The 21,202-nt window shown below is 42.2% G+C and carries 25 protein-coding genes; 15 read left to right on the forward strand and 10 right to left on the reverse strand.

Going from position 1 to position 21,202, the window contains the following annotated elements; genetic code table 11:
* Positions 1 to 64: 64 nt before the first annotated feature.
* Together FTV12_RS02590 and FTV12_RS02595 are read right to left on the reverse strand one after the other, a co-directional pair.
* Positions 65 to 505, reverse strand: coding sequence for an RNA-binding S4 domain-containing protein (locus tag FTV12_RS02590; protein WP_180033473.1), 441 nt, complete (start codon positions 503 to 505; stop codon positions 65 to 67).
* Positions 498 to 1,184, reverse strand: coding sequence for an HAD-IA family hydrolase (locus FTV12_RS02595; protein ID WP_179992315.1), 687 nt, complete (start codon positions 1,182 to 1,184; stop codon positions 498 to 500). The genes FTV12_RS02590 and FTV12_RS02595 overlap by 8 nt, the downstream gene beginning before the upstream one ends.
* A 12-nt stretch (positions 1,185 to 1,196) precedes the next feature.
* On the opposite strand from FTV12_RS02595, the gene FTV12_RS02600 reads away from it, so the two are divergent.
* The 3 genes from FTV12_RS02600 (at position 1,197) to FTV12_RS16490 (ending at position 3,102) form a co-directional block, all read left to right on the forward strand.
* Complete coding sequence (locus tag FTV12_RS02600; RefSeq protein ID WP_180033474.1) at positions 1,197 to 2,048, forward strand: 3'(2'),5'-bisphosphate nucleotidase CysQ; 852 nt, start codon at positions 1,197 to 1,199, stop codon at positions 2,046 to 2,048.
* Between the two features lie 60 nt (positions 2,049 to 2,108).
* Positions 2,109 to 2,858 (forward strand): histidine phosphatase family protein, encoded by a 750-nt coding sequence (locus FTV12_RS02605; RefSeq protein ID WP_179992317.1) that lies wholly within the window; start codon positions 2,109 to 2,111, stop codon positions 2,856 to 2,858.
* A 121-nt stretch (positions 2,859 to 2,979) separates the two neighbouring features.
* The gene (locus tag FTV12_RS16490; protein ID WP_004786141.1) at positions 2,980 to 3,102 is read left to right on the forward strand and encodes a hypothetical protein; all 123 of its coding nucleotides are present in this window, start codon (positions 2,980 to 2,982) and stop codon (positions 3,100 to 3,102) included.
* Positions 3,103 to 3,241: 139 nt separating this feature from the next.
* Here FTV12_RS16490 and rpsT read toward each other — a convergent pair whose 3' ends face one another.
* Positions 3,242 to 3,511 carry a 30S ribosomal protein S20 gene (rpsT, locus tag FTV12_RS02610; RefSeq protein WP_004786139.1) on the reverse strand — a complete coding sequence of 90 codons (270 nt, stop codon included), beginning with the start codon at positions 3,509 to 3,511 and terminating at the stop codon, positions 3,242 to 3,244.
* A gap of 213 nt (positions 3,512 to 3,724) precedes the next feature.
* On the opposite strand from rpsT, the gene FTV12_RS02615 reads away from it, so the two are divergent.
* From FTV12_RS02615 to FTV12_RS02635, 5 genes are all read left to right on the forward strand, one after another.
* Positions 3,725 to 4,390 (forward strand): NAD-dependent epimerase/dehydratase family protein, encoded by a 666-nt coding sequence (locus FTV12_RS02615; protein WP_034702612.1) that lies wholly within the window; start codon positions 3,725 to 3,727, stop codon positions 4,388 to 4,390.
* A gap of 12 nt (positions 4,391 to 4,402) precedes the next feature.
* Positions 4,403 to 4,912, forward strand: coding sequence for a ribonuclease E activity regulator RraA (gene rraA, locus FTV12_RS02620; protein WP_125278329.1), 510 nt, complete (start codon positions 4,403 to 4,405; stop codon positions 4,910 to 4,912).
* 101 nt (positions 4,913 to 5,013) lie between these two features.
* Positions 5,014 to 5,811, forward strand: coding sequence for a glutathione S-transferase N-terminal domain-containing protein (locus FTV12_RS02625; protein ID WP_034702605.1), 798 nt, complete (start codon positions 5,014 to 5,016; stop codon positions 5,809 to 5,811).
* A gap of 222 nt (positions 5,812 to 6,033) precedes the next feature.
* On the forward strand, positions 6,034 to 6,717 hold the full coding sequence (locus tag FTV12_RS02630; RefSeq protein WP_180033475.1) for a response regulator transcription factor: 684 nt from the start codon (positions 6,034 to 6,036) through the stop codon (positions 6,715 to 6,717).
* Positions 6,718 to 6,776: 59 nt separating this feature from the next.
* On the forward strand, positions 6,777 to 8,639 hold the full coding sequence (locus tag FTV12_RS02635; RefSeq protein ID WP_180011840.1) for an ATP-binding protein: 1,863 nt from the start codon (positions 6,777 to 6,779) through the stop codon (positions 8,637 to 8,639).
* 85 nt (positions 8,640 to 8,724) lie between these two features.
* On the opposite strand, the gene FTV12_RS02640 is transcribed toward FTV12_RS02635, so the two are convergent.
* Genes FTV12_RS02640 through FTV12_RS02650 form a run of 3 tightly spaced genes read right to left on the reverse strand, consistent with a single transcriptional unit; the run spans position 8,725 to position 10,895 of the window.
* Entirely contained in the window at positions 8,725 to 9,894 is a 1,170-nt protein-coding gene (locus tag FTV12_RS02640; protein ID WP_180033476.1) for a cupin domain-containing protein, read from the reverse strand.
* A gap of 24 nt (positions 9,895 to 9,918) precedes the next feature.
* Positions 9,919 to 10,512: a nucleoside triphosphate pyrophosphatase gene (locus tag FTV12_RS02645; protein ID WP_180033477.1), complete on the reverse strand. Its 594-nt coding sequence runs from the start codon at positions 10,510 to 10,512 to the stop codon at positions 9,919 to 9,921.
* Positions 10,512 to 10,895, reverse strand: a complete 384-nt coding sequence (locus tag FTV12_RS02650) for a DUF2237 family protein (RefSeq protein WP_034170328.1) — start codon at positions 10,893 to 10,895, stop codon at positions 10,512 to 10,514. The genes FTV12_RS02645 and FTV12_RS02650 overlap by 1 nt, the downstream gene beginning before the upstream one ends.
* A 141-nt stretch (positions 10,896 to 11,036) precedes the next feature.
* Between FTV12_RS02650 and FTV12_RS02655 the strand changes: the two genes are divergently transcribed.
* From FTV12_RS02655 to FTV12_RS02670, 4 genes are all read left to right on the forward strand, one after another.
* A complete protein-coding gene (locus FTV12_RS02655; protein WP_034702596.1) occupies positions 11,037 to 12,224 on the forward strand; it encodes a phosphoglycerate kinase in 1,188 nt (395 codons plus the stop codon).
* Between the two features lie 150 nt (positions 12,225 to 12,374).
* Positions 12,375 to 12,653 (forward strand): hypothetical protein, encoded by a 279-nt coding sequence (locus FTV12_RS02660; protein ID WP_052026304.1) that lies wholly within the window; start codon positions 12,375 to 12,377, stop codon positions 12,651 to 12,653.
* Positions 12,654 to 12,773: 120 nt separating this feature from the next.
* The gene (fba, locus tag FTV12_RS02665) at positions 12,774 to 13,811 is read left to right on the forward strand and encodes a class II fructose-bisphosphate aldolase (RefSeq protein ID WP_104426189.1); all 1,038 of its coding nucleotides are present in this window, start codon (positions 12,774 to 12,776) and stop codon (positions 13,809 to 13,811) included.
* Positions 13,812 to 13,896: 85 nt separating this feature from the next.
* The gene (locus FTV12_RS02670; protein WP_179992319.1) at positions 13,897 to 14,751 is read left to right on the forward strand and encodes a DMT family transporter; all 855 of its coding nucleotides are present in this window, start codon (positions 13,897 to 13,899) and stop codon (positions 14,749 to 14,751) included.
* On the opposite strand, the gene FTV12_RS02675 is transcribed toward FTV12_RS02670, so the two are convergent.
* Both FTV12_RS02675 and nfsB read right to left on the reverse strand, forming a co-directional pair.
* On the reverse strand, positions 14,714 to 14,941 hold the full coding sequence (locus FTV12_RS02675; protein ID WP_004786112.1) for a hypothetical protein: 228 nt from the start codon (positions 14,939 to 14,941) through the stop codon (positions 14,714 to 14,716). The genes FTV12_RS02670 and FTV12_RS02675 overlap by 38 nt on opposite strands.
* Positions 14,942 to 15,048: 107 nt before the next feature.
* Positions 15,049 to 15,702 carry an oxygen-insensitive NAD(P)H nitroreductase gene (gene nfsB / locus FTV12_RS02680; protein ID WP_166136614.1) on the reverse strand — a complete coding sequence of 218 codons (654 nt, stop codon included), beginning with the start codon at positions 15,700 to 15,702 and terminating at the stop codon, positions 15,049 to 15,051.
* Positions 15,703 to 15,947: 245 nt separating this feature from the next.
* Between nfsB and hpaI the strand changes: the two genes are divergently transcribed.
* Positions 15,948 to 16,742: a 4-hydroxy-2-oxoheptanedioate aldolase gene (gene hpaI, locus FTV12_RS02685; RefSeq protein WP_180025439.1), complete on the forward strand. Its 795-nt coding sequence runs from the start codon at positions 15,948 to 15,950 to the stop codon at positions 16,740 to 16,742.
* A 652-nt stretch (positions 16,743 to 17,394) separates the two neighbouring features.
* A complete protein-coding gene (locus FTV12_RS02690) occupies positions 17,395 to 17,613 on the forward strand; it encodes a hypothetical protein (protein WP_004786100.1) in 219 nt (72 codons plus the stop codon).
* Positions 17,614 to 17,650: 37 nt separating this feature from the next.
* Here FTV12_RS02690 and FTV12_RS02695 read toward each other — a convergent pair whose 3' ends face one another.
* Both FTV12_RS02695 and FTV12_RS02700 read right to left on the reverse strand, forming a co-directional pair.
* Positions 17,651 to 18,376, reverse strand: coding sequence for a UDP-2,3-diacylglucosamine diphosphatase (locus FTV12_RS02695; protein ID WP_179992321.1), 726 nt, complete (start codon positions 18,374 to 18,376; stop codon positions 17,651 to 17,653).
* Positions 18,377 to 18,530: 154 nt separating this feature from the next.
* Positions 18,531 to 19,040 carry a peptidylprolyl isomerase gene (locus FTV12_RS02700; RefSeq protein ID WP_004786097.1) on the reverse strand — a complete coding sequence of 170 codons (510 nt, stop codon included), beginning with the start codon at positions 19,038 to 19,040 and terminating at the stop codon, positions 18,531 to 18,533.
* A gap of 430 nt (positions 19,041 to 19,470) precedes the next feature.
* On the opposite strand from FTV12_RS02700, the gene FTV12_RS02705 reads away from it, so the two are divergent.
* Positions 19,471 to 21,198: a glutamine--tRNA ligase/YqeY domain fusion protein gene (locus FTV12_RS02705; protein ID WP_179992322.1), complete on the forward strand. Its 1,728-nt coding sequence runs from the start codon at positions 19,471 to 19,473 to the stop codon at positions 21,196 to 21,198.
* Positions 21,199 to 21,202 lie beyond the last annotated feature (4 nt).

The raw sequence follows: 21,202 nt of genomic DNA on the forward strand, positions 1-21,202 counted from the left end.
GACAGAAATTTCCCTTGTGTTCTATAAAATCCAGCAGTGTTACGACACATGCTGACGCTTGAATTTAATCATCATTATATGACCAATGTTGATCAAAGTTCTGACTATTTTCATTCTTGAATCGACTGATGTCTCGACGATCTTTTTTGCTTGGCCGATGATCGGGACGCGCTAGATTATGCAACTTTCTTTGTGATGCAATCAATTCCCGGCGAGCGATACTGACTTCAGTTTCTTCATACAGTTTCTGTGCCACAGGTGCAGGACCACGAACATCAGAAAGTTCTTTTACAACTACGGTTTTTTTGTCGATACCTTGCTGAATCGACAACTCCATACCCACACGGACTTCGCGAGATACTTTTACACGCTCACCATTATGATGGACTTTACCGCCCTCAATAGCATTCTTGGCAATGGAACGGGTTTTAAAAAAACGTGCCGCCCACAGCCATTTATCTATACGCATGCCTACCGCATCTTCGGGTAAAGACGATTTACGCATATTGCTTGTTTACCTCAGACTGATTTAAATGAGTGATTAAATCTGTTAATTGGTGCAGCATCGGGTAATTACAAGTCTGGCGTGCAACTTTACTGGAAGATGGTTGCTGGATACAGAACAGGTTCTGGATGCCATAAGCCTTGGCACCATTCAGGACTTTTTCGGTATCATCAATAAAATAGACCTGCTCAGGATCAAAGGGGTGCAAAGCATTCAGACCTTGCCAGAATTCTACAAATTCCTTGGCATGTCCAATGCTTTCCGAGCTGACAATCACATCAAAATAATCTTTGAGATTCAGATGATCCAGTTTGAAGGCGAGTCCTGCACAGTCGGCATTGGTGGCAAGCCAGATGGGATAGCCATTATTTTTAAGATAATCGAGTAATTCGAGGCAATAAGGGCGTAAGCTAACCTTATCTTTATGCTCGATTTGCATGGCCAGAACGTCGACTTCGACTTTAGCCGTCCAGAAGCGAGAAGAGTACCAGTTTAGGGTATGATTATGTTGCTGATAGAATGCATAAAGCGTTTCGCGGCTCTGTTCCAGACTACAGCCATGTGTTTCAGCATAACGGACCGGTAATAACTCGTTCCAGATGAAATCATCGTAGGCAAGATCAAGTAAAGTTCCGTCCATATCAAAAATGACAGGCGGTTTTTCTGAGCAATTCGACATATAAGGTTTTCTATGTTTAAAGCGACAATAGCACCACAAGATCCGATGATTTTGCAGTTTGTGCCCATTTTGACACAGGCCTGTGAAATTTTGCGAGAAGAATATCAGCGTTATTGTTCAGGTGCTGCGTTTGATATTGTCAAGAAAAGTGATGATTCTCCTGTGACCCAGGCAGACTATCGGGTGAATAGTTATTTAACCCAAGCTTTAGCGGAAATCTCAGAATTGCCTTTATTGTCAGAAGAGGGGCAGCAGGATCAGCGTCATGCCTGGACAGATTTCTGGTTACTTGATCCTCTGGATGGCACTAAAGAGTTTTTGCATCAGCGCCCAGAATTCACGATTAATCTCAGTCTGGTCAGAAGCAGTCTGACTACCTTTGCTATTTTGGCGGTTCCTGCGCAGCAGCTAATTTATTTCTGCCCAGAACAGGGCATGCCTTTAAAATACGATATTCAGAATCAGGCATGGTTTGGTTATGAAGCAGCTATAAATCATCAGGATGTCTTTGTCGGTCTGAGTCAGAGCAGCCAGCAAAAACCTAAATATGTCGAGTATCTGCAAAGCCTGGTTAAACTTAGCGCGTACACCGAGTTCAAGGCAGGAAGTGCCTATAAATTCTGCATGTTTCTTGAAGACTGGGTAGATATTTATCCTCGTTTCCATCCAACCTCGGAATGGGACACCAGTGCCGGTCAATGCATGCTCGAGCGAATTGGTGGAGGGTTGGTTGATCTGGAAGGTCGGCCATTCATCTACAATCAGCGCAAGACCTTACTGAATGGCGGATTTATCGCCTATAAGAATGAAGCTATGAAAATACTAGCCTTACAGGCACTGGCGGACATGCAAGACAATGATTGAGCTCATAGCCGTTCATGGTATAGTGAGGAAGATTCCGTTGATAGATCAGTTGGCAAGATTGTGGCATTAAAACTGCTTCCACCAAGTATGCTCAGTGCAATAGATTTATTGCCTGATACCAAGACACCTGTGACTCTGTTTACGCGGCATTCTCTGCGTGAAGATGTCGCTGGTCAGGGACTGGCAGGTTATGATTTGCAGTTGACGCCGCAAGGACGTGATCTGGCGCAGGAATGGGGCGCTTATCTGGTCAATCAGACAGATCGGCATATCCAGCATTGTATATCGAGTCCGATTCAGCGCTGTGTAGATACCGCAGCATTGATGATCGAGGGGGCAGATGCAACGGATAAAGCACCGCATACCCATAAGATTGAAATCGTTGAACAGGGTTTGCTAGTTGAGCCAGGCAGCTTTGTACTGGATATTCAAAAAGCAGGGCCATATTTCAAAAAACAGGGGGCATTGGGCTTTATCAATAGCTTCGTCAATAATGCCTTGCCCGGAATGAAACATCCCATTAATGGCGTAGTGGATGTACTGGAATTAATTTACAACACTCATCCGAAAACGCTGTATGGACTCAGTCTGGCGGTCAGTCATGACACCATTCTGGCAGCGATGATTGCAGTGATGTCTGGGCATCAGGAAGTCAGTCGTGAAGACTGGCCGAAAATGATGGAAGGTCTGTTTGTCTGGTTTGAAGGCGATGTATTTGAGGAATCTAAACTAAAATGGATCTGGCGGGGCAAAGTGCATGAGCTGGATATTTCCCAATTTCAGAATGCCGAATTAAAGGTAAATAAATAATTCAAAGGCTCAATCATTTAGGTTGAGCTTTTTTACATTTATCGTATGAAAGTGAAATAGAGTAATGATGAAATATCACTATGCTGATATTTAAACCAATTTTGGAAGCATAGGAGTCATCATGAAAATAATCACAATTTTAAGTCTGGTCGTTATGCTGGGATTAACTGCCTGTCAGCGTGATACAGACAATGCGCAGCAAGATCAGACCACAACACCTCATTCTATGGATAAGGATGAATAGTTTATTCTGTTTTTGTCTAAGTAAAAGATTTCTATGACTAGAATTGGGAATAATCTGGTATTCATCATTCTTTATTGTTGATTTGGTATTAAATTTCAGGCACAAAAAAAGCCCTAAAAGGGCTTCTTTTGATTTGCGATTAGTTAGAAGCTAATGCTTTAACTTGCGCGTTCAAACGGCTCTTATGACGAGCTGCTTTATTTTTATGGATGATACCTTTGTCAGCCATACGGTCGATTACTGGAACAGCTTTTTTGTAAGCTTCAGTAGCAACAGCATAGTCGCCAGCAGCAATAGCAGCTACTGTACGTTTAAGATATGTACGAACCATAGAACGCAAGCTTGCGTTGTGTTTGCGTGCTTTAACGTTTTGACGAGCACGTTTTTTTGCTTGAGCAGAGTTTGCCACTCGTGCACTCCTTGAAATAGATTGGTCTGGGCGGGCTGAAACTCAACTGAAAACCACATCAGAAGAACTATCACCAGCCCGTAAACAAGTGCCATATTTTGAGGAAACTATGGGCTTAAGTCAAGTCTTGACATGCTTTGACAACATTTTAGTTGCAGAAAAATTCTAAAGAAAACGTTAGATTAGTATCTAAGCAGGGAGATCGTACAAAAAATGACTAAAACCATTACATATCCTATCGTGATTGGCGCTACAGGCTTGGTCGGAAAGACTTTGGTACAACAGCTGGTAAATGAACCTAGTTGTAAGCGTATTAGCGTCATCGTGCGTAAACATCAACCAGAATTTGAACAGTGGCACAAGGTCAAGCAGGTGGTCGTTGAGGATTTCTTAATGCTCAATGATCAGGATGTCAGTGGCCATACTCATGCCTTTAGCTGTCTGGGTACCACGCTAAAGAAAGCCGGCTCCAAAGAAGCTTTTTATAATACCGATTACACCATCAACGCCCATTTTGCCGAACTAGTGCAGCAAACGGATGCTCATTATCTGTTGATTAGTGCGATGGGTGCCAATTCAAAATCCAGACTGTTCTATAACCGGGTAAAGGGTGAATTAGAGGATTATATCCAGACCTTGTCTCTGGAGCGTATCAGCTTGTTCCGACCCTCTTTGTTGATTGGTGAGCGAGATCATCAGCGTTTACTGGAAGACGCGGCACAGAACCTGTTTGACAAGTTTTCGCATTTCATCCCCGATTCTTTTAAATACAAGCCAGTGACAGCAGAGCAGGTGGCTCATACTATGGTATATGCAGCGCTGAATCAGACTGTGAAATTTGAAATTTATGATAATTTAGCCATACAAAAAATGAAATGAGGGTAAAAAATCGTGTCCAGCGTACCATTTGTAACTTGTGACCTGCTTGATGACAATCCGGATAAAAACTTGCAGGTGGTCACCCCATGCCTGGATGGCAAATTCTTTAGAAGCTATGGTGCACGTAAAAGCTTTGGCGGCCAGATTGTGACCGTAAAATGTTTTGAAGATAACTCTCGAGTAAAAGAGTTATTGGCGACAGATGGTACCGGCAAGGTTCTGGTTGTAGATGGTGGTGCTTCGATGCGTTGTGCATTGATGGGTGACCTGATTGCTGAGTCTGCGGTGAAAAACCACTGGAATGGTGTAATTATCTACGGCTGTGTCCGTGATGTCGATGCGATTGCTGAGCTTGATCTTGGTGTACATGCTTTAGCTTCTATTCCTCAAAAGAGCAACCGTAAGGGGATTGGTGAGGTAGATGTGCCGCTTTATTTTGGTGGCGTGACCTTTAAATCAGGCGAGTATGTCTATGCTGATAACAACGGCATTGTCCTGTCCAAAGAGCAACTGGTGGACTAATTCCGGTTATTGAAAATATACAAAAACAAGCTATACCGTGGAAGTCAGGCAGTTTAGATTGCTGCTTTCACGGTTTGAAAATAATAAAGAGGACAGACGATATGTTAGGCCATCAGATTAAAGTAGCACAGGCATTGGCATCCGCATTTCTGGAAGGTGGACGTGGTACCACTGGAACACCATTTCCGAATCAGCCTGAAAAGCCTCTCAAGCTTTATGAATATGAAGGATCGCCATTCTGTCGTCGTGTCCGTGAGGTCATGACTTTACTGAATCTCGATTATGAAGTGTATCCGTGCCCACGAGGCGGTAAACGCTTTCGTCCCGAAGTGAAACAGCAAGGTGGCAAACTTCAGTTTCCATTTTTAGTAGATGAAAATACCGGAGATAAGCTATACGAATCTCAGGATATTATTCATCACCTGTTTAAGCATTATGGCAAGACAGGTAAGACTCCAGCCAAATATTCAAATTATCCAAAAGTGCCGGTTGCTGCCATTGCAGGTACGATGGTGAATGGTCTACGTGGTGGCATGGCTAAACCGTTGTCGAAGAATAGCCCTGCGCCTGAACAGCTTCTTGAGCTGTGGGGCTTTGAAGCCAGTCCATATACCCGTATTGTCCGTGGCGTATTGTCTGAACTGGAAATCCCTTACATCTATCATAATGTGGCAAAAGAACGTTGGCAGGATCAAGGTCTGGCAAAACTGCGTTTAAAACCGGGGAAATATGAACCTTTACCGGGTGGTAAGCGTGAACAGGTCTTAAAAGTAATGGGAGATAATATTCAGGTTCCTTATCTGGTTGACCCAAATACCAATACAAAAATGTTTGAGTCCAAAGATATTGTGGAGTATTTGAAGCAGCAATATGGTCCTGAGAAGAAAAGCAAAAAATAAACTGCTCCTAATATTTGGAAGATAAAAAATTGCCATCTGAAAATAGATGGCATTTTTATGGTTTATAAATTTAAATTTTCCAAGAACAAGAACTCTGCTTTCAAAATTATTCATACTTAGAGCTACTCACAATAAAGTTAAAAAAACTCATGATTTTTCTTCTTTTTTTGTTTATATTTTAATTTCAATGGGGTGATAAGAATAACGATAAGGGGTGTGCTTATGACAGCACAAGACGCCGTGCTACCGGTACCTGTATTAATTGTTGAAGACGAATATGTCATTCAGTGCCGTTTAAAGAACATATTGAAGGATCTGGGGTATAGTGATGAGGTATTGCTATTCGCCAATAATGTCAGGGAAGCCGAATATCTTCTGCAGCAAGAACCGTTCTGTTTAGCACTGATTGATCTTGGATTGCCAGATGGAAATGGCATTTCCATTATTGAAAAAATACATGAGCTCGGTTCACAAACTTTGATACTCGTCGTATCCGCTTGGAGTATTCAGGACAGTCTGCTAAAAGCAATTAAAGCAGGAGCAACTGGTTATGTACTCAAGGAACGTGATGATACAGAAGTAAGTCTGGCAATTCGTAGTATTTTGCGTGGCGGCGCACCCATTGATCCTTTTATTGCACGGGAAATTCTCAAGCAGATTTCCAGTTCAGAGCCATCTTCCTCTTTGGAGCAGATCGTACTTGATCCTGAACAGGAAAGCTTGACTCAACGGGAAAAAGAAATTCTTTCATTGGTGGCACAGGGGCTCAGCAATCGTGAAATTGCTGATGAACTCTGCGTGTCACGTTATACCGTTGAAAGTCATATCAAGCATATTTACCGCAAACTCTCTGTTAGCAAGCGGACCAAAGCAGTCAGCACCGCCCGGCATTTAGGTATTCTTTAGTGCGAATGCTGTCTGTTAGCAAGATGTTTGGGCAAAGACTAAGGCTCTTCGCTCTATTAATGATAGGGAGCTGGCTGAGCCTATTCTCTTGCATCAGCTTGGCACAGAATAATTTTCAGATTAACGAGCTTTGTCAGGTGAACATTGAACAGCAACAAAAAGTTCAAGTCCCAAGTCATCTCGAAATTCCGGAGGCGGGCTGGCAACCTGTAACATTACCGGATAACTGGAAAAATAACTGGCCGAAATATAATGGGGGTGCCTGGTATAAAATTCGCTGGGGTTGGTCTTGTCAGGACAATATACGTCTCGCTGAACCCATTGTTTTTGGTATTGATTATCTGAACTCTGCTGGAGCTGTTTTCCTGAATGATGATCTGCTGTGGTCGGATCAAAACCTGCAAGAGCCTTTGTCTAAAAGCTGGAATGTACCACGTTACTGGATTTTGCCCATTGCGGGCTTGAAGCAGACAGACAATGAACTGCTGATTTATGTACGAGGCTATAGTTTCCAGGGTGCAGGGCTTGGCAGAATTGAATTTCACAACATCATGGCCAATGACCAGCATTACTCAAAAAAGATCTGGGATCGCCGTACGCTCTTTCAGATCAATATGATTCTATCCGGTACGATTGGAGTCATTAGCCTGATTATCTGGCTATTCCGACGTTCAGAAACCACTTTTGGCTGGCTGGCGTTGAGTTCATTATTGTGGATTCTGTTTATCTCCAATGTATTAACCACAGAGAATTTTCCTTTTCCCTCCAGTATATGGGCCGGTAAAGCCAATCTGATTTTCTTTATCCTCTATATGCACTGTTTTTGTCTGTATCTAATTCGGTTCTTGAAGCAGAAATTTCAGCGTTTGGAGCGGGGACTTATCGGGGTGACTGCTTTATTCAGTCTATTCATCATAGCCAGTTCTTTAGATCATTTAGAAGCAGTGCTAAGTGTTGCTTTTGTCTGCTATGTGCTGCTTTATATTAGTTGTGTCATCTATGTTAGCTACTGGGCAATTAAAACTCGAAATGGCGAATATCTGTTTCTGATGCTTTGTCTGTGGGGAATTTTGCTGTGTGTCATTATAGATCTGATTATTCTGGGGCGAACGGCGGTTAGTGAATTCTCACCTTTATCACCTTATACATCACCGATTATTATTCTGTTTGTTGTGCTAATTATGGGGACACGACTGAATCGTAATATTAAAAAAATCGAAAAATTTAATACGCAGCTGGAATCCAAAGTACGGCAAGTCAGTGCAGATCTAAATAAAAGCCTGAGTGATCAGCATAAGCTGGAACTGGATAATGTGCGTTTGCAGGAACGGATTAATCTGTCACATGAACTGCATGATGGACTAGGTGGCTCGATTGTGCGTTCCATGATTCTGGTGGATCAAAGTACCGAAAACATTTCCAATCGACAGTTTTTATCTATGCTGAAGCTGCTTAGGGATGACCTGCGTCAAATCATCGATAGCGGTTCTTCTATTGACAATAAAGTGCCTGAAACGCCAGTGATCTGGATTGCGCCAGTACGTTACCGATTTACTCAATTGCTGGAAGAAATAGATATCGCCGTAGAATGGTCATTTCCTAAAGTCTGGCAGCGTGAACCTACGGCTTTACAATGTCTGACCCTGATCCGTGTGGTAGAAGAAAGCTTGACCAATATTATCAAGCATAGTCAGGCCACAAAAGTGAGTGTGAGTATGGAATATACACAACCACATCAACTGACTTTAAAAATTCAGGACAATGGTATCGGTTTTAATCCGGAGATGGTGCAGAAAAATGGCATGAGCATTGGTATGCGCAGTATGAAAATGCGTATTGAACGCATGGGTGGAATGCTGGATATTCAGTCTGCGAAAGGCGATACTTGCGTACACGTGGTGATGGAACTCTATCAGCCTTAATCATCTCAAAATTATACATACATAAAAAAGAAGGATCATATGATCCTCTTTTTTTATAGACTTAAAATGACCGAGATATAAAAACTTACTCTTCTTCAGCCGGTGGCACTAGCATCAGTACAGAATCATTCAATAGCTCAGCAACATCCTCCAGTATATCTTCGTCAGTGAAATCTTCATCCAATAAGACACGCGCACCATCAGCAATCTGCTTCAGTTTTGAAGTAAATGCTTCAGAAATACAGATTCCCTCACCATTGGCCCAGAATAAGGTTTCACCATCTTCTTCTGTATAGAGTAAGCGTGAAGCGGGTTCAAGCATCAGGCTATAGCCCTGATCAAGTGCTTCTTCCAGATCACCTGTACCAATTTCTTCAGCTTCCGGAATATTCTCTTCATATTTTGGTTCTGACATCAGGCTCATGATGGCATCTTCAAGCACATTGGAGTTATGCAACTGCTCCATGATTTTGCCTTTCAGATATTCAAGTTCATTGCCTGTGACTTCACCCGCAGCACTGATATGATCGCGAATGATGTCAGTCAATGGATTGCGTAAGACTTCATTTTCCGAAAATTTATCGCCTACACGGTCCATCATGTCACTGACATTTGGCATACGGAAACCAAAAGAGAAAGTCAGACAGTCATCTTCTGCTACGCCGTAATGAGACAGACCGGGTGGAATATACAGCAAATCACCGGGTGCAAGGACTTCATCAAAATTCACATCCATTTCTGGCAATAATTTTAATGGCTGCCCCGGTACAAGTTCGGTCTCAGCATCACACATTTGCCCCAGTTGCCAGCGGCGATGACCATAGCCTTGAACCAGAAAAACATCATAAAAGTCGAAATGTTGACCGACTGAACCGCCTTGAGGTGCATAAGACACCATGATGTCATCACGACGCCATTGAGGGATAAAGGCAAACTTTTTCCAGAGTTCAGACAGGTCGAAAGAATAGTGATCCACAGCCTGAACCAGTAAAGTCCAAAGCTTAGGCATCTTCTGGAAGTCAGCTTTTAATAAAGGAGATGTCTTGACCGACCACTGATTTGGATCACGATCTTTCTGCTTGATCAGACGTGCAGTGACATTTTCTTCAAGTGCTAGCTCCATCACATCATCAGGCTCTAGCAGGCCTGCGATTTCAGGCATGGCATTACGTACCAGCAGCGGTTTTTTTTGCCAGTATTCGGCAAGGAATTGTTCAGCGGTAATACCGCCTAAAACGTCTAGAGGTAGGGACATAAATAAAGCCTAAAATAAAGGAGATTAAGGAACTAAAATCTTTAGCTCACGAAGAATATTACATAGCTGAATCATTGGCATACCCATCAGGGTAGTTTGATCCTGACCGATCATGGTTTCAAACAGACTAATCCCAAGGCTTTCACATTTAAAACTACCGGCACAATGCAGCGGCTGTTCGATCTCTACATAACGCTCAATTTCCGCTTGAGACAGTTTGTGGAATTTGACTTTGTAATGTTCTACCAGCGTACGTTCAAAACCGGTAGATTTCTGCTGAACGCTGAGCGCTGTACTGAAATACACAATCTTGTCCGAATTGGCCTGCAGCTGGCGAATGGCCTTTTCTATTGTTAAAGGCTTACCCATAAAGATATCTGGTGCGCCTTCACGCCAGGCTACCTGATCAGAACCAATTACAATCGCATCAGGATGTAGCTCAGCGATATGACGAGCTTTTTCAAAAGCCAGGCGTTTGGCTAATTCATCCGCATGATTTTCACCTTGGGGTGATTCATCTATGTCCGGGACGACCGATACGTAATCAAGACGTAGACGGTTCATCAGTTCTTTACGGGTCTGGCTTGAAGAAGCCAAGATGATTTTTGCGGTATTCATTAGACAGCGTATTCTTCTAAAATATGGAGAGGAACGTAAGCAAGGACAGCTTTGTGACAGGCTTGCAGCTTGATCGGTGGCGCTTGTCCAGCTTCATAAGCTTCTACCCAGCGTGTAACGCAGATACACCAGAAATCACCAGGTTGCAGTCCAGGAAATCCCAGTTCTGGTAATGGTGTAATCAGGTCATTGCCCACTTTCTGGGAAAAATTCAGAAATTCAGAGGTCATCTGTGCACAGACAGTGTGCTGTCCCAGATCGGTAGGTGCGGTATGGCAAAAGCCATTACGGAAATACCCAGTAATGGGATCAAAACAACAGCTTGCCAAAGGCTCGCCCAGAACATTAAGACGGTTAAGATTAGGATCAGGATGTATCGACATAGGTACTGAATCTGGAAGAAGCTTTTTTCTATCATAACAAAACTTTGGCATTCATAATGTTTTCTGCAAAAGATGCTAACCTTTTTCTGCATAATCATTTAAAATCGCCTCGTTTTTAATATCTATAAAGAGAGCTCTACAATGAACTTTCAGCGTATGACTGACCTTGACCTGACGGGTAAACGTGTTCTGATCCGTGAAGATTTAAATGTACCGGTTAAAAATGGTGTAATCACTAGCGATGCGCGTCTACGTGCTGCATTACCAACAATTAAAGCTGCAGTAGAAAAGGGCGCGGCTGTCATGGTGTATTCACACCTTGGTCGTCCAGTTGAAGGTGAGCCGAAGGCTGAACAGTCTCTTGCGCCTGTAGCAGCTTATCTGACTGAAGCATTGGGTCAGGAAGTAAAACTTTTCACAGACTATCTGGACGGTGTTGAAGTTCAGCCGGGTCAAGTGGTTTTACTGGAAAACTGCCGTTTCAACGTGGGTGAAAAGAAAAACAATCCTGAACTTGCAGCAAAATATGCAGCACTTTGTGACGTATTCGTGATGGATGCATTTGGTACTGCACACCGTGCAGAAGCATCAACTGAAGGTGTCGCTCGTTTAGCTAAAGTAGCAGCAGCAGGTCCTTTATTGGCAGCTGAGCTAGATGCTCTTGGCCGTGCATTGAAAACGCCTGAAAAACCAATGGTTGCGATCGTTGCGGGTTCTAAAGTTTCTACCAAGCTTGATGTTTTGACTTCATTGTCTGATATCTGTGATCAATTGATCGTTGGTGGTGGTATCGCAAATACGTTCCTTGCAGCTGCTGGTTACAATGTAGGTAAATCACTGTGTGAAAATGACCTGATCGATACAGCGAAAGCGATTGCCGCAAAAGTTTCAGTTCCGCTTCCAACTGATGTTGTGGTTGCTGATGCCTCTGAAATCAACTTTGATGACTTCCTGGGTTCATTGGCTGCAGCGAAAGCGACTGTGAAGAAAGTTGAAGATGTTGCAGACAATGACATGATCCTTGACGTGGGTCCAGAAACTGCAAAAGCATTTGCTGAAATCCTGAAAACGTCTAAAACAATCCTTTGGAATGGTCCAGTCGGCGTATTCGAAGTAGATCAGTTCGGTGAAGGTACTAAAGCACTGTCTTTAGCAATTGCTGAATCTGAAGGCTTCTCGATTGCTGGTGGTGGCGATACTTTAGCTGCAATCGACAAATACGAAGTTGCTGACAAAATTGGCTACATCTCGACTGGTGGCGGTGCATTCCTTGAATTCGTTGAAGGCAAAACACTTCCTGCAGTTGCGGTATTGTTAGAGCGTGCTTAATCGCATGCCCTAATGTAAAAAGCTGGCTTGATGCCAGCTTTTTTTATTTTTATCGCTTATTTATTCCAGATCTGTTCATCAATGATTCATTAAAGTGCAATAAAGCTGTCATAAGATGCAGACAATAGAGTATGAAGATGAGATCTTTTGATGAAACAGCACCTCACTTTAGCTGCATTGCTGGCAGCATCTTTTATTTTTACTGCCTGTACCCAGCAGGAAAATACACCGGCAGAGAACGTAGAAAATACAACAGCTGTAAATGAAGAGAGCATTAGTCCGGAACAGCAAGCCGCAATTGATGCGATTGATAAACCGGTTCTGGATGAAAAAAATACAGATGTTCCGGCTGAAATTGCCAATGCACCTGCAGATGCCGCAACTGTAGATCAATCTGTATCAGGTGCTTCTGAGCCTATGACACCTTAACTCAGACTATGCAAGTAAAAATCCCTGCTTTTGCAGGGATTTTTTATAAAATATTGTATTTTTTGGCTGTATTGCAATAGTTGAACATGTAGAATATGGCCCATTACCTGGGAGGATATTATGGCTCTTATTTCGATGCGCCAGCTCTTGGATCACGCCGGCGAACATGCTTACGGCGTACCAGCGTTTAACGTAAACAACTTAGAACAAATGCGCGCAATCATGCTCGCAGCAGATGCAACGAATTCACCTGTGATCGTGCAGGCATCTGCAGGTGCTCGCAAATATGCAGGTGCACCATTCTTACGTCACCTTATCTTGGCTGCAGTTGAAGAATGGCCACATATTCCAGTGGTAATGCACCAGGATCATGGTACTAGCCCTGACGTATGTCAACGTTCAATCCAGTTAGGCTTTACTTCAGTTATGATGGACGGTTCACTGGGTGAAGATGGTAAAACACCAACTTCATACGAATACAACGTTGATGTGACTCGCCGTACTGTACAAATGGCACATGCATGTGGCGTTTCAGTAGAAGGTGAAATCGGCTGTCTGGGTAGCCTTGAAACAGGTATGGCAGGCGAAGAGGATGGTGTAGGCGCTGAAGGCGTACTTGACCATTCTCAACTGCTAACTTCAGTTGAAGAAGCTCGTCAATTCGTTGCAGATACCAATGTTGACGCATTAGCCATTGCTGTGGGTACTTCTCACGGTGCATACAAGTTTACTCGTCCACCTACAGGCGATATTCTTGCAATTGACCGCATTAAAGAAATTCATGAAGCACTGCCAAATACTCACCTTGTAATGCACGGTTCAAGCTCTGTGCCACAAGAATGGCTGGCTGTGATTAATCAGTATGGCGGCGACATCAAAGAAACTTATGGTGTTCCTGTTGAGCAACTGGTTGAAGCGATCAAACACGGTGTTCGTAAAATCAACATCGATACTGACTTGCGTTTAGCGTCTACAGGTGCAATGCGCCGTATGATGGCTGAAAAACCAAGCGAATTCGATCCACGTAAATTCTTCAGCGCAACTGTAGATGCAATGAAGCAAATCTGTATCGACCGTTATGAAGCATTTGGTACTGCAGGTAATGCAGACAAGATTCGCCCAATCTCTTTAGAGAAAATGGTTGAGCGTTATAAATAATTCCTTGTGAATAATTTATAAGAAGAGCCCACAGCGAATGTGGGCTTTTTTATATTTAAATAAAGATGAAGAATAAGAGCAGCATATGGAACTGATTTTTATTGCAGCATTATGTAGTGTTGCAGTCTCGATACTCTTAAAAATTGCTAAAAATAGAGGCTTGAGCCCCATCCACATGATTAGCTGGAATTATGTTACAGCCAGCGTATTGTGTTTTTTCTGGTTCAAGCCAGACATCCAGCATATTTCCATGAGTCAGACTCCATGGCTACTGATTCTGGCGCTTGGCGTTTTATTGCCGAGCGTATTTCTATTTCTGGCCAAGTCATTACAGACAGCAGGAATCTTAAAAACTGAAATTGCCCAGCGATTATCGGTTGTACTATCACTGGCCGCTGCTTATTTCATTTTTCAGGAACAATTTAACCAGCTCAAGATGCTGGGTATTGTCTTAGGCATAAGTTCCGTACTGTGCATTCTATTCTCACACCGTCAGGCATCAGAAAGCTCCAGGCAGGGAATGTTTTTTCTGGGTCTGGTGTGGTTTGGTTATGCACTGATTGATGTCTTGTTGAAATATACCACCAGCCTTGGTCTACAATTTGCTGTGGCACTGAACTTGATGTTTATCTGCGCCATGATTCTGTCGATGATCTATCTGCTGCTGCAATATCGTCATCTGGGTTCTGGCAAGGATATTGGTTTCGGTCTGTTATTGGGTGCGTTGAACTTTGCCAATATTGCTTTTTACGTCAAAGCACACATGATGCTCAAAGATACGCCAGCGATTGTATTTGCGGGCATGAATATTCTGGTGGTGATTTTTGGTGTGATTGCAGGATTGTTCATCTTTAAAGAACGACTCAAACCTGCAAGTGTGATCGGGTTGATTCTAGGTGTGATTAGTGTTGTTTGCCTAGCATATGCAATGTCTGTTTAACATAGGAAGATGCAAATTCAAGCGGATAACGTAACAGGTCTTCTTTTTCAGCCCGTCCAAGCAATAAGCCTGCCTGTTTGCAGTCTGGACAATGCGGATAACGATGCTGGGCATTAGCATAGTGATGTAAATAGATCTTATCGCAGTGTTTGCATTCGAATTTTAAAGAGCTGGATGGTAAAACAGACATGGGTACCTCTAATTGTTATTCTAGTTGGATGTTTGGAGAATAAAGCAAAAATTAGGCCCGAATTGACAAGAAAAGGGGCACTAGACCCCTTTTATACCATAAAATGCTTACAGTTTGGTGAAAATATCTTCAGCTTGCAGACGAGATTTAGGCAATTTGGCATTGAAATCATTTTCACTGCGATAACCTAAAGTAAGCAGTACTGATGGAATCAGGCCTTGTTCAGCTAACTGTAATTCCTCACTCAGAATGTCTTCATCAAAACCACCGATCGGTGTGGCATCAATACCTTCACTTCCTGCAGCCAGTAAGATCTGTCCCAATGCAATAAAGGTCTGGTTTTCTGCCCAGCGCTGAATATCGCCTTTTTCATTACGATAATAATGTACATAGCCGGTACGGGTATTCTTTTGACCTTCTTTGGCGCTCTCATCTTTAAAACGACCACTGAGATCATCACGATTTAACAGATTGTCCAGATGTAACTCGTCAATATCGGCTTTGGTACAAAATAAAATGGTATGTGAAGAGTCCAGCACTTTGGGAGCATTGTAGGCATAAGTTCCAACTAGTGCTTTGGCAATACGCTGTTTAGCGGCATCATTGTCGGCAATAAAAAAATGCCAGGGCTGAATGTTAATCGAAGATGGCGTCAGGCGTAAGATTTCTAATAAACGTTCAAATTGTTCTGCTGGAACCTTCTTGTTAGGGTCATAAGCTTTAGTGGTATAACGGGTTTGAGCGATCTTGAGTAAATCCATTGATGGACTCCAATCTTTTGATAAGGCGTTTAGAAATATGCTTTAGGCATCTAGATTTTTCTGATCAAAAGATTATTACAATAAAAACATCATCGGCAAAGTTTATATTTATATAATCTTGAGTGAAATTTTATGAAAAACTAAGAGTTAAATCAGATAAAAAGCAAGCTTTTGTATATTGGCAGTTTCTGGTAACAGGAGTTTAATAAGGACTTCAGGCAATAGCATGCAAGATAGGTGGGCCGATGCAATATACCAATTACTTTAAACGTAAATTAAAGACGCAGCAGCAAATTGGCTTGTGGGTCGGACTGGCTGACGCGTATGGAACAGAAATTGCGGCAAATGCAGGCTATGACTGGCTCTTGATTGATGGCGAGCATGCCCCAAGCGATTTAAGAACAACGCTCTCTCAATTACAGAGTATCGCTGCTTATCCATCTCAAGCTGTAGTACGCCCACCAATCGGCAGTGTACAACTGATCAAGCAGTTACTGGATATTGGCGCACAGACCTTATTGATTCCTATGGTAGAAACTGTGGAGCAGGCCGAATTAATGGTCAAAGCAGTCCGTTATCCACCGGAAGGAATTCGTGGTGTGGGTGCTGCGCTGGCACGTGCGACACGCTGGAACAGTATCCCGAATTATTATCAGACTGCTCATGAAAATATCTGTTTGTTAATTCAGATTGAATCGGTGACAGGTCTGGAAAATCTGGATGAAATCCTCAAGATTGAGGGGATTGATGGTGTATTTATTGGGGCGGTAGATCTTTCAGCGACTATGGGTTATCAGGGGAATCCGAACCATCCTGAAGTACAAAAAGCAGTAGTAGACGCTATTCAGCGGATTCGTGCATCAGGTAAGGCTGCTGGGATTTTATCGACGCAGCATGAAGCTACCCAGAAATATTTGGACATTGGAACTGAGTTCGTTGCAGTAGGGGTTGATACCAGTGTTCTGATGAATTCGCTTCGTGAACTTTTGGCGAAATATAAACCTGATGCTGAAGTCATCAAGTCAGAAGGCGGTTATTGATTATAAAAATATCAGAGAGTCGTAAATTGTGGTTTCTCAATATTGATTACTTACATAGAAGATATTTTATAAAAGCTCTGATTTGTCAGAGCTTTTTTATTTACTTTAGCTATAGTAGTTTAAAAAATAAGATGGGTGGGATTGTAAAATGAAACCAGAAGAAATTGATATATTTTTTGAGCAGCAAAAACAGATCCATGAGCAAAAAAACAACAACGTTATCATTTAGGGCAACGTATCTTATTCGTCTTTAATGCTGACTTATACATTGCTTAGTGGATATCTGGCAGTTTTAAACTTTCTTGATTCAGGTGATTTGATCTCTGGCTTTAGTATCATGATGTTGATCGGTTTGTTTTATATGTTGAAATACTTCTTTACTGGACATTCAGATAGGCGAAAAAGCATCTGAAAAATACTACTCTTGACATATGTCATTACAATGTAATTTTGCTATTTGGTCAAAAAAGAGTTATAAGATAATTACTTTAAAGCGAATACTGTTTTCGCTGGTTTATTTTTAGCTGATTGTGATACACGAAAGACAGGTTTTCCTGTTAAAAAAACTCTAGCAAACCCAGAAATAAGATTTATTTTTAGTCTATAGCTCTCCTTGTTTAATCACAAAAAGCTCATATTATGAGTGAATATTTTGAAAAATTTAAATACATGGTCTATCGCGACCGCCATTAATGGTTGTGAAATTCAAGTCAAAGTTGTACCAATGCAACGTCAGCAAAATACCATCAATGGTATGATTATGGTCAATGTGGGCAAGATGATTGAACTTGAAAATGGTGAACAATATCCATTTAATCTGGATGGTAAAAGTTTCTATACTGGTTTTAACCAGTTATACCGTTTAAGTTAAATAAAATATAAAAAGCAACTGCTCGCAGTTGCTTTTTTTATGGGTAATACCAGATTTTTAGCTGAATGTTATGAATATCAATATCCGAGCTGCCCAGCTCTAAAATCTCAGCATAATCAGCTTTCCAATCTCCTAAAACAACTCTTTTTTTACCATTTACATCATGGATTGCAGCGCGGTGAGTATGTCCATGAATCAGCACATCTGCTTCTTTGAGTGCTGCTTCTACCGCAGATGGGTTTACATCCATAACCTCATAGCTTTTCAATTGCTGTGCTTCATGGCTTTTCTTGCGGAAACCGTTGGCGAGTCTGGCTCGAAAGCTAAGAGGCATTTTTCTTAAAAAACCTAACATCCAGGGATGACGGATGATTTTTCTGAAACGTTGATAGGACACATCATCGGTACAGAGTGCATCGCCATGTTCGATCCGGTATCGGATCGAACCGATATTTAAACTGGTCATTTCAGGTAAAAGCTGTCCGGAAAATTGATCCAGAAAATCTTGGCCTAAGGCAAAGTCACGGTTACCGATGAGAAAATAGATTTGATTGCCGGCCTGGTTAAACTGTTTTAAAGCACTGACGATTTCATCCAGCCAGGGAGCAGTGTAGTCATCTCCAATCCAGGCATTGAACCAGTCGCCCAAAATATACAGTTGGGTATTTTTATGCTGATAAGCTGCTAATAAATCTAAAAACCCCCGAACGAGTCGAGGGTGATCAGGTGACAAATGTAAATCTGAGATAAACAGATAGGTCACGAATCTTTTCCTTATTTTTTAATCCCTCCCGACCTCCCTTTCTTGCGTTTCGTTTTAAAAGCAGTGCTTTAAAACTTACTCAGGGAGGAGAAAAACCATCTTTAAAAATGGTGGTTCCCTCCTTTATTAAAGGAGGATTAGGGAGGATTTAAAATTACTCAGAAATGATTTTTGCAGATTCGATCACAACGTTCTCTAGAGGAACGTCAGCGTGGTAGCCACGGTTGCCAGTGCGAACACCTTTGATTGCATCAACAACATCCATGCCTTCAACTACTTTACCAAATACGGCATAACCCCAACCTTGTGCAGTTTTGCCAGTATGGTTAAGGAAAGAGTTGTTTTTCACGTTAATGAAGAATTGAGCAGAAGCAGAGTGAGGTGCTTGAGTACGTGCCATTGCAATGGTGCCTACATCGTTGCTTAAACCGTTGTCAGCTTCGTTTTCAATCGCATCACGTGTTGCTTTTTCTTTGAAGTTTTCATCCATGCCGCCGCCCTGGATCATGAAACCATCAATAACGCGGTGGAAAATTACGCCGTCATAAAAACCGTCACGTACATATTGCAAGAAGTTAGCTACTGTTTTAGGTGCTTTTTCAGCGTTTAATTCAAGAACAATACGACCTTTATTGGTGTTTAATTCGACTTGAGGAAAACTCATTGTGTAATCTCCTAATCATGGACTAATGCCATGGTTTTTTCTGAATGAAGGAAGCATAAGCAAACTACAATCGACAAGGCAAGCAAAAACATAATTTTCTTTGTTAAAAACATAAAAATCGTATCTTATTTATGCATTGATTTACAAAGTCATTTCTTCGAGATCATGCGTCTTCATAAAGCTTGTCTGACCCTAAGAGCATGCACTGATCTGCTGGCTCAGTCAAAAGCGGATATTTTACGATTTGGTAAGCTATTGTATTTTCCAATTTGAAAATGAACGAATTGAAATCAAATACCTAAGTTAACGGTTGAGAGATCATTCACCTATAGTTAAACTAAAGAACCTTTATTTAGTGAATACAGTTAGACCGCGTGAGCTACTGCATATTCATTAATCCCTTTTTAACTTTAGAAGTGAATGATTAATCATGAAGCCAAATGATGTTGTGACGTCTCTGCCCGACAACCCGACCCAAAATAAGAATGCAGTCGATTCAGTGCAGCAGCAGGAACAACAACCAGGCTTAGACTTTGTACGTCAGGTGATTACTGACGATCTAGCAGCTGGTCGTACCCAGCAAGTGGTCACCCGTTTCCCGCCTGAACCAAATGGTTATTTGCATATTGGTCATGTAAAAGCGATCTGCCTGAACTTTGGTATTGCTGAAGAATTTGGTGGCCTGTGCAACCTGCGTTTTGATGATACCAACCCCGATGCAGAAGAGCAGGAATATGTGGATGGTATTGCCAATGATGTGAAATGGCTGGGCTTCCAGTGGAATGGTGAACCACGCTATGCATCAAGCTATTTTGATCAGTTATATGCATGGGCAATTCAACTGATTGAACAGGGCGATGCCTATGTGGATCTGCAAACTCCGGAAGAGATCAAGCTAAACCGCGGTAACTTTGTAGAGCCAGGTAAAAACTCGCCACAACGCGATGCGACTGTGGAAGAAAACCTTGAGCGTTTCGAGAAAATGCGTACTGGTGAATATGCTGAAGGCGAAGCGGTATTGCGTGCCAAGATAGATATGAACTCACCAAATGTGCATATGCGTGATCCAATCCTGTATCGTATTCTGCATTCTGCGCATCACCAAACTGGCGATAAATGGAAAATTTATCCAATGTACGACTATGCGCATCCATTATCAGATGCGATTGAAGGCATTACGCATTCACTTTGTACACTGGAATTCCAGGATCACCGTCCATTCTACGACTGGGTGGTGGAAAAAGTTAAATCGCCATCAGTTCCACGTCAATACGAATCTAGCCGTCTGAATGTTGATTACACCATCACTTCTAAACGTAAGCTGCGTAAGCTGGTTGAAGGCGGTTATGTCAATGGGTGGGATGATCCACGTATGCCGACAGTTGTCGGTATGCGCCGTCGCGGTTTCACGCCTGAAGGTCTACGTGATTTCTGTAAGCGTGTAGGTGTGTCTAAAGTCGATGGCAGTATCGTTGATGTAGCAATGCTTGAATATTGCATCCGTCAATCTTTAGAAAATACTGCAGCTCGCGGTATGGCAGTATTGAATCCACTGAAAGTGACTTTAACCAATTTGCCAGCGGATATGGATCTGACTCATTCACGTCATCCAAACGTAGATATGGGCGAACGTATTATTCCGCTCACTTCAGAAATCTATATCGACCATAAAGACTTTGAAGAAGAGCCACCTAAAGGCTTCAAACGCCTAATCCCGGGTGGTGAAGTGCGTCTTCGTCATGCTTATGTCATCAAATGTGATGAAGTGATTAAAGATGCGAACGGTGAAGTGGTTGAATTGAAATGCTCAATCGATCCTGAAACTTTAGGTAAAAATCCTGAAGGCCGTAAAGTAAAAGGTGTAGTTCACTGGGTATCTGCAACCAAAGGTATTCCTGCCGAAGTTCGCATTTACGATCGTCTGTTCACTGAATCTGATCCAGAAACTGGGGATGACTTCCTGGCGAATCTGAACCCTGAATCATTGAAAGTGGTTCAAGCAGTTATTGAGCCTGCGCTGGCTGAGGCAAAACCGGAAGATCGTTTCCAGTTTGAACGTGAAGGCTATTTCGTAGCGGATCAATATGATCATACCAGCGACAAACCAGTGTTCAACCGTATTCTAGATTTGAAAGACAGCTTTAAACCTGGCAAATAATTTA

It is taken from the genome of Acinetobacter sp. YH12233 (genome assembly GCF_013417725.1).
In the GTDB taxonomy this organism is placed as follows: domain Bacteria; phylum Pseudomonadota; class Gammaproteobacteria; order Pseudomonadales; family Moraxellaceae; genus Acinetobacter.

Excerpts from the sequence above, each read along its gene's own strand:
- FTV12_RS02590 (WP_180033473.1), bottom strand. The coding sequence starts at position 505 with ATGCGTAAATCGTCTTTACCCGAAGATGCGGTAGGCATGCGTATAGAT.
- FTV12_RS02595 (WP_179992315.1), bottom strand. The coding sequence starts at position 1,184 with ATGTCGAATTGCTCAGAAAAACCGCCTGTCATTTTTGATATGGACGGA.
- FTV12_RS02600 (WP_180033474.1), top strand. The coding sequence starts at position 1,197 with ATGTTTAAAGCGACAATAGCACCACAAGATCCGATGATTTTGCAGTTT.
- FTV12_RS16490 (WP_004786141.1), top strand. The coding sequence starts at position 2,980 with ATGAAAATAATCACAATTTTAAGTCTGGTCGTTATGCTGGGATTAACT.
- FTV12_RS02615 (WP_034702612.1), top strand. The coding sequence starts at position 3,725 with ATGACTAAAACCATTACATATCCTATCGTGATTGGCGCTACAGGCTTG.
- FTV12_RS02625 (WP_034702605.1), top strand. The coding sequence starts at position 5,014 with ATGTTAGGCCATCAGATTAAAGTAGCACAGGCATTGGCATCCGCATTT.
- FTV12_RS02630 (WP_180033475.1), top strand. The coding sequence starts at position 6,034 with ATGACAGCACAAGACGCCGTGCTACCGGTACCTGTATTAATTGTTGAA.
- FTV12_RS02635 (WP_180011840.1), top strand. The coding sequence starts at position 6,777 with ATGATAGGGAGCTGGCTGAGCCTATTCTCTTGCATCAGCTTGGCACAG.
- FTV12_RS02640 (WP_180033476.1), bottom strand. The coding sequence starts at position 9,894 with ATGTCCCTACCTCTAGACGTTTTAGGCGGTATTACCGCTGAACAATTC.
- FTV12_RS02645 (WP_180033477.1), bottom strand. The coding sequence starts at position 10,512 with ATGAATACCGCAAAAATCATCTTGGCTTCTTCAAGCCAGACCCGTAAA.
- FTV12_RS02650 (WP_034170328.1), bottom strand. The coding sequence starts at position 10,895 with ATGTCGATACATCCTGATCCTAATCTTAACCGTCTTAATGTTCTGGGC.
- FTV12_RS02655 (WP_034702596.1), top strand. The coding sequence starts at position 11,037 with ATGAACTTTCAGCGTATGACTGACCTTGACCTGACGGGTAAACGTGTT.
- FTV12_RS02660 (WP_052026304.1), top strand. The coding sequence starts at position 12,375 with ATGAAACAGCACCTCACTTTAGCTGCATTGCTGGCAGCATCTTTTATT.
- fba (WP_104426189.1), top strand. The coding sequence starts at position 12,774 with ATGGCTCTTATTTCGATGCGCCAGCTCTTGGATCACGCCGGCGAACAT.
- FTV12_RS02670 (WP_179992319.1), top strand. The coding sequence starts at position 13,897 with ATGGAACTGATTTTTATTGCAGCATTATGTAGTGTTGCAGTCTCGATA.
- FTV12_RS02675 (WP_004786112.1), bottom strand. The coding sequence starts at position 14,941 with ATGTCTGTTTTACCATCCAGCTCTTTAAAATTCGAATGCAAACACTGC.
- nfsB (WP_166136614.1), bottom strand. The coding sequence starts at position 15,702 with ATGGATTTACTCAAGATCGCTCAAACCCGTTATACCACTAAAGCTTAT.
- hpaI (WP_180025439.1), top strand. The coding sequence starts at position 15,948 with ATGCAATATACCAATTACTTTAAACGTAAATTAAAGACGCAGCAGCAA.
- FTV12_RS02700 (WP_004786097.1), bottom strand. The coding sequence starts at position 19,040 with ATGAGTTTTCCTCAAGTCGAATTAAACACCAATAAAGGTCGTATTGTT.
- FTV12_RS02705 (WP_179992322.1), top strand. The coding sequence starts at position 19,471 with ATGAAGCCAAATGATGTTGTGACGTCTCTGCCCGACAACCCGACCCAA.